Source organism: Neisseria flavescens (assembly GCF_001618065.1).
Classification (GTDB): domain Bacteria; phylum Pseudomonadota; class Gammaproteobacteria; order Burkholderiales; family Neisseriaceae; genus Neisseria; species Neisseria flavescens_A.
Genome location: NZ_LAEI01000070.1, coordinates 71952 through 87634 on the forward strand (window position 1 = coordinate 71952; position 15683 = coordinate 87634).

General features: G+C 48.1%; 15 protein-coding genes and 2 pseudogenes. 8 read left to right on the forward strand and 9 right to left on the reverse strand.

The genetic code is table 11. The annotated features are described in order from the left end of the window. Positions 1-20 precede the first annotated feature (20 nt). Positions 21-356, forward strand: coding sequence for a hypothetical protein (locus TW89_RS10920; protein WP_283114722.1), 336 nt, complete (start codon positions 21-23; stop codon positions 354-356). Positions 357-1571: 1215 nt separating this feature from the next. On the opposite strand, the gene TW89_RS10925 is transcribed toward TW89_RS10920, so the two are convergent. Then, a complete protein-coding gene (locus TW89_RS10925; protein ID WP_128581442.1) occupies positions 1572-2579 on the reverse strand; it encodes an IS5 family transposase in 1008 nt (335 codons plus the stop codon). A 55-nt stretch (positions 2580-2634) separates the two neighbouring features. On the opposite strand from TW89_RS10925, the pseudogene TW89_RS10935 reads away from it, so the two are divergent. Then, a pseudogene (locus TW89_RS10935) lies at positions 2635-2862 on the forward strand (phage virion morphogenesis protein); the annotation flags it as partial. Between the two features lie 159 nt (positions 2863-3021). Here the strand turns inward: TW89_RS10935 and hemW are convergent. From hemW to dapA, 7 genes are all read right to left on the reverse strand, one after another. Further along, positions 3022-4197, reverse strand: coding sequence for a radical SAM family heme chaperone HemW (gene hemW / locus TW89_RS10940; RefSeq protein WP_128581443.1), 1176 nt, complete (start codon positions 4195-4197; stop codon positions 3022-3024). A gap of 96 nt (positions 4198-4293) precedes the next feature. After that, entirely contained in the window at positions 4294-4656 is a 363-nt protein-coding gene (locus TW89_RS10945) for a thioredoxin (protein ID WP_128581444.1), read from the reverse strand. 59 nt (positions 4657-4715) lie between these two features. Next, positions 4716-5225 (reverse strand): hypothetical protein, encoded by a 510-nt coding sequence (locus TW89_RS10950; protein ID WP_128581445.1) that lies wholly within the window; start codon positions 5223-5225, stop codon positions 4716-4718. Between the two features lie 75 nt (positions 5226-5300). Next, entirely contained in the window at positions 5301-5894 is a 594-nt protein-coding gene (gene rdgB / locus TW89_RS10955; protein ID WP_128581446.1) for an RdgB/HAM1 family non-canonical purine NTP pyrophosphatase, read from the reverse strand. 9 nt (positions 5895-5903) lie between these two features. Next, a complete protein-coding gene (locus tag TW89_RS10960; protein ID WP_128581447.1) occupies positions 5904-6134 on the reverse strand; it encodes an NGO_0222 family membrane protein in 231 nt (76 codons plus the stop codon). Positions 6135-6256: 122 nt separating this feature from the next. Beyond that, positions 6257-7387 (reverse strand): outer membrane protein assembly factor BamC, encoded by a 1131-nt coding sequence (gene bamC, locus TW89_RS10965; protein WP_128581448.1) that lies wholly within the window; start codon positions 7385-7387, stop codon positions 6257-6259. 81 nt (positions 7388-7468) lie between these two features. Beyond that, positions 7469-8344: a 4-hydroxy-tetrahydrodipicolinate synthase gene (gene dapA, locus TW89_RS10970; RefSeq protein ID WP_128581449.1), complete on the reverse strand. Its 876-nt coding sequence runs from the start codon at positions 8342-8344 to the stop codon at positions 7469-7471. A 336-nt stretch (positions 8345-8680) separates the two neighbouring features. On the opposite strand from dapA, the gene TW89_RS10975 reads away from it, so the two are divergent. The 5 genes from TW89_RS10975 (at position 8681) to TW89_RS11000 (ending at position 14601) form a co-directional block, all read left to right on the forward strand. Continuing rightward, a complete protein-coding gene (locus TW89_RS10975; RefSeq protein WP_128581450.1) occupies positions 8681-10072 on the forward strand; it encodes a nucleobase:cation symporter-2 family protein in 1392 nt (463 codons plus the stop codon). 117 nt (positions 10073-10189) lie between these two features. Beyond that, positions 10190-11332, forward strand: coding sequence for a THUMP domain-containing class I SAM-dependent RNA methyltransferase (locus TW89_RS10980; RefSeq protein WP_128581451.1), 1143 nt, complete (start codon positions 10190-10192; stop codon positions 11330-11332). A 286-nt stretch (positions 11333-11618) separates the two neighbouring features. Further along, entirely contained in the window at positions 11619-12128 is a 510-nt protein-coding gene (nrdG, locus tag TW89_RS10990; protein WP_128581452.1) for an anaerobic ribonucleoside-triphosphate reductase activating protein, read from the forward strand. A 117-nt stretch (positions 12129-12245) separates the two neighbouring features. Next, positions 12246-14027: an anaerobic ribonucleoside-triphosphate reductase gene (gene nrdD, locus TW89_RS10995; RefSeq protein WP_128581453.1), complete on the forward strand. Its 1782-nt coding sequence runs from the start codon at positions 12246-12248 to the stop codon at positions 14025-14027. Between the two features lie 187 nt (positions 14028-14214). Further along, positions 14215-14601 carry a DUF5339 family protein gene (locus TW89_RS11000; RefSeq protein ID WP_004519763.1) on the forward strand — a complete coding sequence of 129 codons (387 nt, stop codon included), beginning with the start codon at positions 14215-14217 and terminating at the stop codon, positions 14599-14601. Positions 14602-14889: 288 nt separating this feature from the next. Here TW89_RS11000 and TW89_RS12310 read toward each other — a convergent pair. After that, a pseudogene (locus TW89_RS12310) lies at positions 14890-15418 on the reverse strand (REP-associated tyrosine transposase). A gap of 44 nt (positions 15419-15462) precedes the next feature. Here TW89_RS12310 and TW89_RS11785 point away from each other — a divergent pair. After that, positions 15463-15615, forward strand: coding sequence for a hypothetical protein (locus tag TW89_RS11785; protein ID WP_164836728.1), 153 nt, complete (start codon positions 15463-15465; stop codon positions 15613-15615). Positions 15616-15683: the final 68 nt, after the last annotated feature.

Here is a 15683-nt window from a genome sequence, read left to right on the forward strand (position 1 = left end):
CCACAGAGGCGGCTATATTTGTGCCTATCGAAACGCCAGCAACAGGAAACCGCGAAGACCGCCGAATCATTGAGCAAGTAACCGCTTTCATGGACGTTAACGCCCTATCTATGCGCTTTTCAGACTGGAACGCCCAAAACACAAACCAAAATCACGCAGGTTATCGGAAACAAGAGGGAAGCATAGATGAATATTGGATAATCCCCGTAACCTTTGAAAATGAAGTCTGTAAAGGATATAGCCTGCATAAAGTGTGTGAAGTCCTACATAATCACGAATGGTTAAAAAAACCGATAACGGCAGATGGCAACACCAGCGCAAACGCAACGGCGTTGCAAGCCGATTCTATGTTTTGATGGGAGAAGCCCCGCCCGACTTTGACGAATAACCAAGAGCAAGCCCGCTATTACCGACAATGGCGGGCTTTTTTTACGTCCAAACATTCAGGCAGACCAACCAAGAAAGCATAAAATCAACAAGACGCCCCCTAAATTTCAAAAATTAGGACTGTTTGACCCTTTCCCTATACCTACCCATACCCAATCAATGAAACACGCTTACAGCGCGATTTTAGCCTATTTACGCCATATCTACCCAAAAGGCAGGCAGTGGAATAAATAATTTCGACACCAATACGCGCGCGTAATAATGCAGTCCCTTGAATTTTTCAAGTCCATAAAAAGGAAAGAAGACCAAGACACGCGAAAAGATAAAACCATATGCGCGAGACAAAATCACTTGTTACCTTTGTTACCACAAAATTTAATACTTATAACTATATGAATATAAATATAAAAACACAGAAAAAACGGTAACAAATGAACATAAATTTACTTGTTACCGATTTGTTACCACTTGTTACCCTTTTATATTCATATGGTTACATTAAAAAACAGGGGCGGTAACAAATGGTAACAAGGTTAAGATATGTATTTTTTTACCACGAAAGCCTCGAATAACAAGGATTTCAGCCATTGGTAACAAGGTAACAAACGATTTTTGCGTTTTTTTGTATATATACGCTTTCTTTTGCGGGCAAATGAACGGCAGAACTGATACAGACAAAAGCCGCCCGAAAGGCAATATCGGACGGCTGGAAAATAAAGCAAGCACCAACCCACAAGACGGCGCGTGATCGCTGGTGTTACAATCAGACCATATTCACAGTTTGGCAGAAATGCCACAAAATATTTTTGCCCCTGCCACCCAAACAGCTTAAACTGGCAATCTGACAAGGGGTAAATAGTGCCAAAAAAATGCCCCTACCTTAAAGTTTTGGGGTAACTTTTACCGCAAACAAGAACATGATTATATTTAAATCAATAAGTTAAGTTCAAAGTACGATTAACCCCGCCTCCACCAGATTTAAAGCGCAAACTTTTGATATAAAAAGGTTTGCGCTTTTCTATAAACTTAAACAGGCCGAGACCTTTGCAAAATAGCCCTTTCCTCAACAGCCAAAGCCCAAAACAGGATTTCGGCTGTTTTCGTTTCAAATATCCACCGATTCTACTCAAATATCCCCTTAATCTCCCTTGGATACCTGATTAATCAGGCATCCGGGCCACCTTTTAGGCGGCAACAGGCACACTTAGCCTGTTAGCCGCTTTCAACAGGTTCAAACACATCGCCTTCAGATGGCTTTGTGCACTTACTTTGAGCAGACCAAAATAGACTGCCCGGGCATAGCGGAATTTACGGTGTAACGTACCGAAGCTTTGTTCGACCACATAACGGGTCTTCGACAAATATCGGTTGCGTTTGGTTTGCGCTTCCGACAGCGGACGGTTACGATGGGCTTTGCGCATAATGCCGTCCAGTAACCTATGCTCTTTCAGATGTTGCCGGTTTTCCTTACTGTCATAGCCTTTGTCGGCATAGACGGTTGTACCTTCGGCTATCCCTTTCAGCAAAGGTAACAGGTGGTTGCACTCATGGGTATTGGCGGGGGTAATGTGCAGTTTCTCGATATAGCCTTCCTCATCGGTGCGGTTATGTTGTTTGTAACCGAGTTTGTAGAGGCCGTTTTTCTTTGTCCAGCGGGCATCTTTGTCCTTACTCGGTGTGGTTTGGCTGCTAACTTGTCCTTCTTCATCGATTTCTAGAGCCTGACGCTGTTTGTTGCCGGCGGTCTGAATAATGGTGGCGTCAACGACAGCGGCGGATGCTTTCTCTACTTTTAGGTTTTTTTCGGTCAATTGTCGGTTAATCAGTTCCAACAGTTCGGACAGGGTGTCGTCTTGCGCCAGCCAGTTGCGGTAGCGGCATAAGGTGCTGTAATCGGGGATGCTCAGTTCGTCGAAACGGCAAAACAGGTTGAAATCGATGCGGGTGATGAGGCTGTGTTCGAGTTCGGGATCGGAGAGGCTGTGCCATTGTCCAAGCAGGACAGCTTTGAACATGGACAACAGGGGATAGGCAGGACGGCCGCGGTGGTCTCGAAGGTAACGGGTTCTTTGACGATTCAGGTATTGTTCGATCGGCTGCCAATCAATCACCTGATCCAACTTCAATAGCGGGAAACGGTCGATGTGTTTGGCAATCATGGCTTGGGCGGTTTGTTGAAAGAAGGTGCTCATGGAAAATCCCCTAAATGTCTTTGTGGGAATTTAGGGGATTTTGGGGAATTTTGCAAAGGTCTCAGCCAGCATCTCCACACAAGTAGGCAACAACTTTGCACGTATCGGAAGCAACAAACCATATGCGGCAATTCACCACTTGGGTGGCTCCGCAGGCAGAAACCATAGCGTCCAACTTCCAGCCCGCCCCTATCTACCAATCAACGGCAGTGGTCAACTTCAAAACGGAGCAGATAAACGCATCCTTGACATTGCAATCGAGCCACTCAGTTCAGGCCTGTAAACAAAAAAAGACGAGCAAATTATGCTCGTCTTTTTATTGCACTCTATGAAACTACTTTTCACAAAACCAATCCCACCAAATCCCGCTCCATCCAAAATAATCCCAATTATCTCAGAGACTCTATATATTTATCTCATTGGGTTTCATGTAAAATCGCACTTATAAAAAACACTGTAACAAATCGTTTAAGAACAAACGGCCTTGCTCTGTCGGGCGGAACACGGTCGGGTCTGATTCAAGCAGGCCTTTTTGTCTGGCGGTTTCGATTTGAGCCATGATTTTTGCAGTGGGGACGCCGGTACGTTCCTGCAACATTGGGGCAGGTACGCCGTCGGTCAGGCGTAGGGCGTTCATCATGAACTCGAATGGAAGGTCTTCGGCAGCAACGGTTTTGCGTTCAACTGCTTCATGCGGATTGCTTTGCATGGCGGCAAGATAGTCGTTGGGATGACGACGGCGGACAGTTCGCTCGATACGGTCGGGATAGGAGATTTTGCCGTGTGCGCCCGCACCTATACCCAAGTAATCGCCGAACTGCCAATAGTTCAAATTATGGCGGCACTGCATACCAGGTTCTGCAAAAGCCGATGTTTCGTAGTGGATAAAGCCTGCGCCTTCCAATGCGCCGTGTACGGCATCTTCGATGTCCAACGCCGCCTCATCTTGCGGTAATCCTTTTGGCGGCGTATGACCGAAAGGCGTGTTCGGTTCCATTGTCAGATGATATGCGCTGATATGCGATACGCCTGTTGCAATAGCGGTTTGCACATCGTCCAATGCCGTCTGAACCGTTTGGTTTGGCAGGGCGTACATCAAATCGATATTGACTTTATCAAATAATTTCAATGCAGTATTAATAGCTGTCAGGGCTTCTTTGCCATTGTGAACGCGTCCCAATCGAGCAAGCATATCGTCGTTAAAACTCTGTACGCCGATAGACAGACGCGTAATGCCTGCGTCTTTAAATCCCTGAAACTTCTCAATTTCAAATGTGCCCGGATTGGCTTCCAAAGTAATTTCCGCTTCGGGTTGCAAGCGCAACAGCGAACGCACGCCGCTTAACAAACGGTCAATCGATTCCGCCTGAAACAGGCTGGGTGTACCGCCACCGAAAAATATGGTTTCCACCGGTCTGCCCCAAATATTGGGCAATTCAAGCTGCAAGTCGGTTAATAGGGCATCGATGTAGGCTTCTTCCGGCAGACCGTTTTTCAGGCTGTGGGAATTGAAGTCGCAATACGGGCATTTTTTGATGCACCACGGAATGTGGATATAGAGTGATAAAGGAGGCAGGGCGGTTAGCTGGCCGGGGCGTTGGAAAGTAATTTGGGTCATGGTATGTGTTGAGGCTCAAGGCCGTCTGAAATTTTTAGGCTGTTATTTTAACTGAAATGTCGGCGGGGAAAGTTATCAGTAGGAAATATGCGAAGTCTAAGCGCTCAAAAAAGCTTCAATTTCTTCTTCTGATAATTTGGAATTGCAGACAAATTTTATTTTGCCTTGTGAGATGTTGAGTAATGCGGGAACAGTTTTGATGCCGTATTGTTCACGAAAAGTTTTTAAAGCTGCTTTATTGCTGCTGTCAGTAAAGTGGATGGTAAGTTGCTTGTTTATGGAAACGGTAAATAGTTTTGCAACAAAACGGCGACAGTATGAACAGCTTGGTTTGCCTAAAAAGACGATAGCAGTTTCTTGACCGTCAATGAGTTGAAGAAGTTCGTCAGGTGTGGTTGGGATGAAGGCAGCGACGTGTTTTGCAAAGGCTGCCAATTCTTCAGGTATGGGTTTGGGCATGGGAATGAATGTGAGGTAGGCCGTCTGAAGGCTTCAGACGGCCTGTTGTTTTTATGTAGTTAAAGTCTTTTGCGCATCCAAGATGAGAGTTTGGGTGCACCGAATAGCAGGAAAATGCCGATAAAAAGCTGCGCGATGTTGGCAAGTATACCGGCTTGGTTTTGTGCGCCGAGGTCCGCCCAAACGGATGTATGTGTGTCGATAGCAATAGACTGTACAAAAAGATAGAGAGAGAACTGGTAAATTAGGTCGGGGATAGCTTGGAAAACAGTATATATGCCTATTAATACAATACCGGTCGTCAGCCATGGTGCAGGGTGTTTTGGGGCTTCCTGTACGGTTTGCAGATGTTCGGGCAACAGGCGGTTGGCAATGGCGGCAGGGAAACACCATAGCAGCAGCCATGCAATTAGATACAAGCCGTAGAGCAACAGTACGGATGAGATTTGTTTACTGTCATACATGCTTTCTGTCTGTACGAATATGGTCGCGATACTGCCAAGCGTTTGTACGATACCGATTAAAACGACCAAGCGGATGGCGACAATCAAGATTTGCTTAGGGGACATGGATTTCTTCCATTATTTGTTGGATTTAGAACATCTAAAAAAACGTTTCAGGTTTTCAGACGGCCTGCTATCGATTTATAAGGTTTCGATTTTTCTTAATAGTTCACGCAATGCTTGGGCGCGGTGGCTTTCGGCATTTTTGATTTCAGGGTCAAGCTCGGCGGCGGTGCAACCGTGTTCGGCCAGATAGAAATGAGGGTCGTAGCCGAAGCCGTTTATGCCTGTAGCTTCTGCCTGCCATTGTCCGTGCCAGATGCCTTCTGCGATGATGGGTTGCGGGTCGTTTTTGTGGCGGACAAGGACAAGGACGCAGACGTAGTAACAGCTTTTATCGTCTTTATCGGCAAGATTGGCAGAAAGTTTGGCGTTATTTGCAGTATCGGATTTGGGGTTTTCGCCTGCATAACGGGCGGAAAAAATGCCGGGTGCGCCGTTTAAGGCGTTGGTGCAGATGCCGGAGTCGTCGGCAAGTGCCGGTAAGCCGCTATATTTGACGGCATGACGTGCTTTAGCCAGGGCATTTTCAACAAAGGTATGGTATGGCTCGGGGCATTCGGGCGTATTGAACTGCGATTGCGGCAGGACTTCGATATTTAAGTCTGCAAAGAGGCGGGAAAATTCTTTGAGTTTGCCTGCGTTGCCACTGGCAAGGACGATTTTTTCAAACATGGTTTTTCCTTAATGGGTTTCGGTTTGCTGCATACGAGCCATTTGTGCGTGTGCTTTGTGACGGATGTAAAGGGCAAGGCTGCCGATTTGGGCAAAAACGGCAGCAAAGGCAAACAGAAAGGCGGCAACGGCAAATTGTTTGCTGTGAATGCTCAGAAGATAAGCGCCCAACAGAATCAGTACGATAAACATCAGGGTAAACAGGGCGGTCAGGATCAGATAGGCTTTTTGTCGGGTCATGGCAGCTTGGGTAATGGGGAAAAATGCTCTGATTATAACGTCAGATTGGGAATTTGAAACCATGCCGTATCCGTTAAAAAGGCCGTCTGAATATTTCAGACGGCCTTAAGTCGAATAACGGATTAACGCAATTCTGTGTGCAGGCGGCTCAATAATGTAGAGGCATCGCTACCTTTGTATGGGCTGCCGTCTTTATTCAACAGATGGAGGCGTGCGCCATTGTTGATAGGCTCAACATACACGATGATTTCAGGATACGTTTTTGGCGCTTCTGCTTTGCCTTTGCCAAATACGCGTTTGAACAGGCCTGGTTTTTTATTGGCAACTGCTTCGCCTTCGGTTGGCGCTTGTTGAACCAAGAAAGCGCGGCGTTCGGCATTTTGACCGATAACGGTCAGGCCGATGCGGTCAAGTGCAAGGGCGGTACGGCGCCAGTTGCGGCCGTAATCGCCTGCCAGCAACAGAGTGCCGTTGTCCACACGCGCCAATTCAGAAGCATTGCTGCGGGCGGCAACGCTTTGGGTCAGAGCTTGTTCGGCTTGTTGACCATCAACGCCCAAGTACTGCATAAAGCGGGCGAGGAATGCGGCTTCGAGGTTAGGGTCGTTTTCACCCGGCTGCCACATCGTGGTGTCTTTTTTACGGTCGGCATAAACTTCTTTCATGCCTTTGTGGGCGAAGAAGATGTCGGTCGAACCGTTTTTGCCTTGTTCGATGCGGATGATGAATTTGTCGCGTTCGCTGGTAGAGTAGATGCCACCCAAGCCGACTTTGTCCAACAGACGGCGCAGACTGTCTTGAGGGATTTTGGCTCGGTTTTCAGCCCACTCGGTTTCCATTTGGCCGATGGCCGGTTCTTCGGATTTGATGTCAAAACCGTTTTCTTGCCAGAACACTTTCAGCAACGGCCAAATTTCGCGAGGCGATTTGCCATCGACAACCAACCAGCGCTGGTTGCCGTCACGCTCAAGGCGTACGCCTTTAACGGATTTCAAGACTTCTGCATTGGCAGGTTGTTGTACGGCTTGAGTGCGGCGTTTGTTGAGGTCGCTGGCGCGGACGGCGCCGCTGCCTGCCGGTAATTGATAGAGGTTGCCTTGGTCTGGGTTGTTCAAATCAGGTGGTACTTCCAGTTTGACCAGGCGGTGCGATTGACTTTGATAGTCGAGTTTGGGTTGTTCTTTTTTGCTGCCGGAACAGGCAGTCATGCTAATCAGGGCGAGGGCTACTACGATGGGTTTGATATAGGTCATCTTGTTTTCCTGTGGATGAAGTTCTTAACAGGGAGGCCGTCTGAAAAGGGTGTTTGGAATTCAGACGGCCTTATTTCCGGATCAGATTTGTCCTGATTTTTCCAGAGCGGCTCGGACTTTGGCCTGACCGGCTTCAGTCAGTGCTACCAAAGGCAGACGAACATGGGGTTCGCATTTGCCCAATAAGCTCAGGCCCCATTTGGGCGCGGCCGGGCTGGGCTCGCAGAACATGGTGTTATAAATTGGGATAAGTTGCTCGTTTAGACGACGGGCGGTCGCAATATCGCCCTCAAGGGCGGCTCGGCACATATCGGCAAAGAGTTTCGGTGCAACGTTGGCTGCGACGGTTACCACGCCATGACCGCCACACAGCATGAAAGGCAGGCCGGTAGGATCGTCGCCGGAGAACACGGCAAAACCTTCAGGAACGCTGTTGATCAATTCGATGTTGTTGCCGATATTGCCGCTGGCTTCTTTCACACCGACGATATTCGGAATCTTGGCCAAACGCAAAATAGTGTCGTTGCTCATGCTCACGACGGTACGGCCGGGAACATTATAAATAATCATCGGAATCGAAGTGGCTTCGGCGATAGCTTTGAAATGTTGGTAAATGCCTTCTTGCGAAGGTTTGTTGTAGTAGGGAACAACAGATAAGGTGTAGTCCGCACCGGCTTGCTCGGCGGCTTTGGAAAGGGCGATGGCTTCGACAGTATTGTTGGCGCCTGTGCCGGCGATAACGGGAACGCGCTTGTTGACGTGCTTGACAGTGGCTTCAATAACGGCCAAATGTTCTTCGACAGGCAGGGTGGCTGACTCGCCGGTGGTGCCGACTGCGACGATGCCGTCGGTGCCGTTTTCAATGTGCCAGTCAATTAAGTCATGAAGTTGTTCGTAGTTGATGCTGCCGTCTTGATTCATCGGAGTAATCAGGGCAACCAGACTGCCTTTTAACATACGGAAACCTTTAATTTTATGGTGTGGGTGAATTATGCAGTGGATTGTAGCTTACTTTGTTGTTTGTGTGAAACATATCCGCTATGAGGCTTTGCAGTTTGATGGTGACTTGTCATTATCTTAATGAATAATACATTTTTAAATCATTGGTTTGTTTGTTTTGAGATGGAAAAATGATGTCAAGAATTAAAATGTGTTAAGGCGGTTTGAGGCCGTCTGAAAACGATTGGGCGGAACTTTCAGACGGCCTGATGGTTTTGAATTTGCTGATACATTTCAAATTGGTTAAAATACGCATCTTAATATTTTTTAACGATTCTTGAGAGAAGGTTCAACATGGCCGGAATGACTGAAAAACAAGCGGAACCGCTTGATTTGGTTTATGGATTGGAAGATAAGCCGCCGTTTGGGAATGCGTTGTTGAGTGCGGTTACGCACCTTCTGGCGATTTTTGTTCCGATGATTACTCCGGCACTGATTGTCGGCGGGGCATTGGAGCTGCCGGTTGAAATGACGGCTTATTTGGTGTCGATGGCGATGGTGGCTTCCGGTGTCGGTACTTATTTGCAGGTCAACCGTTTCGGGCCGGTCGGTTCGGGTATGTTGTCGATTCAGTCGGTTAACTTCTCTTTTGTTACCGTGATGATTGCGCTCGGTACCGGTATGAAAGAGGGCGGCTTGACTGAAGATGTGATGATTTCAACGCTCTTGGGCGTGTCCTTTGTCGGCGCGTTTTTGGTGTGCTTATCCGCTTGGCTTTTGCCTTATCTGAAAAAAGTGATTACGCCGACTGTAAGCGGCGTAGTCGTCATGTTGATCGGCTTGAGCTTGGTGCATGTTGGCATTACTGACTTTGGCGGCGGCTTCGGTGCGAAAGCAGACGGTACGTTCGGTTCGATGGAAAACTTGGGTCTGGCATCGCTGGTGTTGCTGATTGTATTGGTTTTCAACTGCTTGAAAAATCCATTGCTGCGCATGAGCGGCATCGCGGTGGGTTTGATTGTCGGTTATATTGTTGCGCTGTTTTTGGGCAAAGTGGATTTTTCCGCCCTGCAAAACCTTCCACTGATTACCCTGCCGGTTCCGTTTAAATATGGTTTCGCATTCGATTGGCACGCGTTTATCGTTGCCGGTGCGATTTTCCTGTTGAGCGTATTTGAAGCGGTAGGCGATTTGACGGCGACTGCGATGGTCTCCGAGCAGCCGATTGAGGGTGAGGAATACACCAAACGCCTGCGCGGCGGCGTATTGGCAGATGGTTTGGTATCTGTGATTGCGACTGCGTTGGGCTCTTTGCCTTTGACCACTTTTGCGCAAAATAACGGCGTGATTCAAATGACCGGCGTGGCTTCGCGCCATGTGGGCAAATATATTGCGGCGATTTTGGTATTGTTGGGCTTGTTTCCTGTTATCGGCCGTGCGTTTACCACGATTCCGAGTCCGGTTTTGGGTGGTGCGATGGTGTTGATGTTTGGTCTGATTGCGATTGCCGGCGTGCGGATTTTGGTCAGCCACGGTATTCGCCGTCGTGAAGCAGTTATCGCGGCTACTTCTGTCGGTTTGGGTTTGGGCGTGGCGTTTGAGCCGGAAGTGTTCAAAAACCTGCCGGTATTGTTCCAAAACTCAATTTCCGCAGGCGGTATTATGGCGGTATTATTGAACTTGGTTTTGCCGGAGGATGAAACCGATAAAGCGGTTAAGGTTGAAACCGACAGTTTAGATCACTAAGCAAGCTTTATTCAAAGGCCGTCTGAAGTTTCAGACGGCCTTTTGGTTTTTCGGCTATAATATTGTTTTTATTTGTTATCCGAGTGGTTCGGATAGCTCTACCCGGAAAGGTTTTATATGACGGTTTATTCACTTTTTATCACTTGTCCTCGCGGTTTGGAAGCGCCTTTGACGCAGGAGCTTGAAAACATAGCATGTCAGGATATCCGAGCTGTTGACGGCGGTGTGGCATGTAAAGGCACAATGGAGCAGGTGTATCGCATCAACCTGCATTCGCGCGTTGCCAGCCGAGTTTTACTGCGTTTGACCAAAGGCGGTTATCGCAACGAACACGATATCTACAAATTGGCACGAAATCTGCATTGGACAGGTTGGTTTAAGCTGGAGCAGACCTTCAAGGTCAAAGTTGAAGGCAAGCGCGCCAATGTAAAAAGCTTGGATTTTGTCGGTTTGAAAATCAAAGATGCCGTCTGCGATGCCTTCCGCGATATTTATGATGCGCGCCCGAGCGTGGGTAAAATCAACCCCGATATCCGCATTCATGCCTTTATCGATGAGCGCAATGTGGAAATTTTTATCGATACTTCCGGCGAAGCACTCTTCAAACGCGGCTATCGTCAGGATACCGGAGAAGCGCCATTAAGAGAGAACTTAGCGGCAGGTTTGCTGCTTTTGGCAGGCTATGACGGTACGCAGCCTTTCCAAGACCCGTTTTGCGGCAGTGGTACGATTGCCATTGAGGCTGCATGGATTGCGACACACCGTGCGCCAGGCTTGATGCGCCGTTTCGGTTTTGAAAAACTGCAAAACTTCGACAAAGAAAAATGGCAAGCCCTGCGCCGTGAAGCTGAAAAACAAATCAAACCGGCTGCCGCGCCCATTTCCGGTAGCGACAACGACCGATATATGATCCGTGCCGCATTGGCCAATGCCCAAGCCGCCGAAGTGGATAATTTCATCCGCTTTGACGTGCAAGATGCGCAAGCCGCTCGACCAAACGGCGAACACGGAATTATGATTTCCAATCCGCCTTATGGCGTGCGACTTGCCGAAATTCAGGCTTTACAGGCGCTTTATCCGCAACTGGGCACATGGTTGAAACAGCATTACGCAGGCTGGCTGGCTGGGATGTTTACCGGCGATCGAGATATGCCGAAATTTATGCGCCTTTCTCCGAAGCGTAAGATTCCGCTGTTCAATGGCAACTTGGATTGCCGATTGTTTTTGATGGATATGGTTAAAGGCTCGAATCGGGGCTAAAACCTGAAATAGAGGCCGTCTGAAAGATGATTTCAGACGGCCTTTTTTGATTTGTTAAAACCGTCTTTGTTATAACGGAGTTTGCTTTTCTTTTTTATATTAATGCACTGAAATTGTTTTCAGACGGCCTTTATCAAGGGAGCCGTGTAGATGTAATTATTGAAATTTACAATCTATCAAATTATAAAAACCTATTACAAAATAAAGATGGATTGTTAAATAAAATACCATATCTAGTAGTATTGTGTTTTAATTCACACTATATCTTGTGTTTTATGGCATTGCAATGAGCGGTTTGAAATTCACAATCGAGCAAATTGTATGGCAGGAAGTGCCGGGCGAAGTATCGCTGGCGTTTCTGTTTTCCGGTTGTCCGCTGCGTTGTAAAGGCTGTCATAGTGCCGATACGTGGAAAGAGGGCATCGGCACGGAATTGACCGAGGATTATTTAAAAGGCCGTCTGAAACGCTATCACGGATTGATCAGCTGCGTGTTGTTTATGGGCGGGGAATGGCAGCCGGAAACCTTGCAGAAAATGCTGGCTATTGTTACGCAGGAAGGTTTGAAAGCCTGCTTGTACACTGGTCTGGAGCGTGAGGAGCTGGAAGCGGTTTCAGACGGCATTCTGCCTTATCTGACGTATCTGAAAACCGGCCGCTGGCAGATGGAGCTGGGCGGCTTGGACAGCCCGACCACCAATCAGAAGTTTATTGATTTGCGTACGGGCGAAGTGTTGAACCGCTTGTTTATCAAAGACAAACCTGCGCCTAAAGTTTTTCCAGTGGCTTCAATTTAGCTCAATGCTGTATTGCACTGATTTAAATTGAATTTATTGTATTCGCTGACAGCGATGTTTCAGACGGCCTGACCGTCATTGCTTGATAAATCAACCAAACCATACAGGAGAATTAACATGATTCGGCTGCATCCCGAACAGTTAAACGGAAAACTACAATTCATGCGCGACTACATCAGCGCGCAAAACGCGGCGGACGGCTCGAAAATGGACGCCAACGCCAACGTAACGCAAAAAAACATCGCCACGATGGAAGCGGAAATCATGAAAGACTTTTTCGTGCAGATTAACCGTGCCCAAGTGTCGCGCAAAATCGCCGAAATTTTCGACCAATCCGTCGCCGACGAATACATCCGCCAGATTGAGGCGCATGAGATTTATGTGCACGACGAAACCAGCCTCAAGCCTTATTGTGTGTCGGTTACGCTGTATCCCTTCCTACTCGACGGCTTAAGCAAACTCGGCGGCGAATCCAAAGCGCCGCAACATTTGGCTTCGTTTTGCGGCTCGTTTATCAACTTGGTATTTGCCATCAGCGCGCAGTTTGCCGGCGCGGTGGCGACGGTGGAATTTCTGACTTATTTCGACTACTTCGCCCGCAAAGACTACGGCAACGATTATTTGGAAACCCACGGCAAAGAAATCGCCAACCATATGCAGCAGGTGGTGTACAGCATCAACCAGCCTGCCGCCGCACGCGGCTATCAGAGCGTATTCTGGAATATTTCTGTTTACGATCAATACTATTTCGACGCGATGTTTGGTGATTTCGTCTTCCCCGATTTCAGCAAACCAGTGTGGCCAAGTGTGGCGAAGCTGCAAAACTTCTTCCTCAAATGGTTCAATCAGGAGCGCACCAAAGCCGTTTTGACCTTTCCCGTCGTGACCGCTGCGATGCTGACCGATGGCGGCAAATGCAAAGACACCGTGTTTGCCAACGAAATGGCGAAAGAGTTGGCGGAAGGCAATTCCTTCTTCGTCTATCTTTCCGACAATCCCGACTCCTTGGCTTCCTGCTGCCGCCTGCGCAACGCCATTGAAGACCGTACCTTCAGCTACACACTCGGCGCGGGCGGCGTGGCAACCGGTTCCATCAACGTCATCACCATCAACATGAACCGACTGGAACAAGACGGGCGCGACCTTGCCGCCGAAGTCGCTAAAATCCACAAATACCAATACGCCTACCGCAAACTGATGGAAGAATACCAAGCTGCCGGAATGCTGCCCGTTTACGATGCAGGCTTCATCACGCTGGACAAGCAATTCCTTACCATCGGCATCAACGGCATGGCGGAAGCCGCCGAATCGCAAGGCATAAAAGTCGGGTACAACGACGACTACATCAACTTCGTCCAAGGCCGTCTGAAAACCATATTCGAAGCCAACCAAGCCGCCAGCAAACACTACGGTGTGAAATTCAACACCGAGTTTGTCCCTGCCGAAAACCTCGGCGTGAAAAACGCCAAATGGGACAAAGCCGACGGCTACAAAGTCAGCCGCGAATGCTACAACTCCTATTTCTACGTCGTCGAAGACGAAGAAATCAACGCGCTCGACAAATTCCTGCTGCACGGCAAAGAACTGGTGGACTGGCTCGACGGTGGCTCCGCGCTGCACCTGAACCTTGACGAAGCCCTGCCCGAATCCGGCTACCGCTCGCTCTTGGACATTGCCGCGCAAACCGGCTGCAATTACTTCTGCGTGAACGTACGCATCACCATCTGCAACGAATGCGGCCACATCGACAAACGCACCTTACACGCCTGTTCCGCCTGTGGCAGCCACGACATCGACTACGGCACCCGTGTCATCGGCTACCTGAAGCGCGTATCCGCATTCAGTAGCGGTCGACGCAAAGAGCACGCGCTACGGCATTATCACCGTAAAGCGGCGTAATCGTTGAAAAAGATTGCTTGCAAACCTAAGGCCGTCTGAAATTTCAGACGGCCTTGATTATGTTGAGATAGACAGGCTCTTTCAATGATATAGTTTTGATTAAATTAAACAAAAACTCGTGACACCTTCATATAATGAATTAACATATAACATCTTTTAACCTACATTCAAAAAAAGCGAGAGACACATGAAAACATCAGCTTTATTGGCAGCTTTGTTGGCTGCCCTGTCCCTATCAGCATGCGGCGGTTCAGGCTCATCTTCTTCTGCCGTTTGTGACGAGTACGAAAAAGCATTTGCCGAAGCAACTAAAGACGTAGATGCCGCAACCAAAGACATGATGCAAAAATCTTTCGAACAAACCAAAGAAGCGTTGAAAAACCTGCCTGCAGACCAACGTGATGCAACTTGTAAAACTTCTTTGGACGCTTTGAAAGGCGTACCTGCTGCCGAAACTCCTGAAGAAAAAGCCGAAGAAGCCAAAGATGCCGCTGAAGAGGCTAAAGAAGACGCAAAAGACGCAGCGGAAGATGCCAAAGAAGCTGCTGAAGACGCTAAAGAAGAAGCTAAATAATACGGCTAAGCTTTACAGAAAAACGGATTCCAATGATTTGGAATCCGTTTTTTGTTTTGTGAGTTAGGAGAGTTATTTTAGATAAAATATTTTCAATTTTCAGACGGCCATTTTTCATGCCGTCTGAAAGCGTTAGTTTAAACTAAGTTGAAATTTACAACAGCAAATCGTCAATTAAGCAACCGCGTGCGTACCGCCCCCTTCCTACGCGTTGATTTTGAAGTTCCTCATGGTTCATGGGTAGGGTGTGCGGTACGCACGCACGCGGTCGGTAGTTTTTTATAGCATTCACTCTCCGAAACTCATTACCGCTGTTTCTTTTGTTCCGCCCCAATCTAACAGCAGCCATCCGTCCCGCACATAACGGTGAAACCACGAAAACGGCCAATCGCGGACATTGCCACATAATCCATGTTTGACAGGATTGAAATGGATGTAGTCCGCGCAACGTTACAAATCCGTTTCGTCGCGCACGGTGTGTTCGTAAAAACGCCGTTGCCAAATACCGCGTTCGTTCCGCCGCTGTTTGCTGGTGGAAAGGTTCTCAGCACGAGGGAAATGTGCGGAAAATTTGGTTTTAATCAGCCGCCAGCGTAGGGAATAATCCGCATCATCGGGCGGCAGCGTCCAAATGGCGTGAATATGGTTCGGCAGCACGCATACGGCGACGGTTTCAAAGGGATATTGTTTTTGCACATCCATATAAGCCGCACGCGAAGCCGATATGTTCGACAAGCAGGCGCGATTTTGGGTCGGCGAGTTTGACGGTGAAAAAGAATGTGCTGCCGGCAATGAAGTTTCTGCGATAACGCGCCATAGGATTTTTGTTTTTTGTTTGGAGGTTAGGGAAGGAATGGTTTGTTGTTTAAGGTTTTAACTTTGTTGAAGCTGATGTTTTCAGACGATATTGGAGGCCGTCTGAAAGCGCTAGCTTCAGCAAAGTTAAAAGTTGAAATGGCAAACCGTCAATCAAGCAACCGCGTGCGTGCGTTCCGCACACACCCTACACGTTGATTTCGAAGTTCCGTGTAATTCACAGGTAGGGTGTGTGGCGTAGCCACGCACGCGGTGGGTTGGGTTTA

Coding starts and splice junctions, on each gene's coding strand:
- hemW (WP_128581443.1), bottom strand. CDS start 4,197: ATGACCCAAATTACTTTCCAACGCCCCGGCCAGCTAACCGCCCTGCCT.
- rdgB (WP_128581446.1), bottom strand. CDS start 5,894: ATGTTTGAAAAAATCGTCCTTGCCAGTGGCAACGCAGGCAAACTCAAA.
- TW89_RS10950 (WP_128581445.1), bottom strand. CDS start 5,225: ATGTCCCCTAAGCAAATCTTGATTGTCGCCATCCGCTTGGTCGTTTTA.
- TW89_RS10960 (WP_128581447.1), bottom strand. CDS start 6,134: ATGACCCGACAAAAAGCCTATCTGATCCTGACCGCCCTGTTTACCCTG.
- dapA (WP_128581449.1), bottom strand. CDS start 8,344: ATGTTAAAAGGCAGTCTGGTTGCCCTGATTACTCCGATGAATCAAGAC.
- nrdD (WP_128581453.1), top strand. CDS start 12,246: ATGATTCGGCTGCATCCCGAACAGTTAAACGGAAAACTACAATTCATG.
- TW89_RS10980 (WP_128581451.1), top strand. CDS start 10,190: ATGACGGTTTATTCACTTTTTATCACTTGTCCTCGCGGTTTGGAAGCG.
- TW89_RS10945 (WP_128581444.1), bottom strand. CDS start 4,656: ATGCCCAAACCCATACCTGAAGAATTGGCAGCCTTTGCAAAACACGTC.
- nrdG (WP_128581452.1), top strand. CDS start 11,619: ATGAGCGGTTTGAAATTCACAATCGAGCAAATTGTATGGCAGGAAGTG.
- TW89_RS10975 (WP_128581450.1), top strand. CDS start 8,681: ATGGCCGGAATGACTGAAAAACAAGCGGAACCGCTTGATTTGGTTTAT.
- bamC (WP_128581448.1), bottom strand. CDS start 7,387: ATGACCTATATCAAACCCATCGTAGTAGCCCTCGCCCTGATTAGCATG.
- TW89_RS11000 (WP_004519763.1), top strand. CDS start 14,215: ATGAAAACATCAGCTTTATTGGCAGCTTTGTTGGCTGCCCTGTCCCTA.
- TW89_RS10925 (WP_128581442.1), bottom strand. CDS start 2,579: ATGAGCACCTTCTTTCAACAAACCGCCCAAGCCATGATTGCCAAACAC.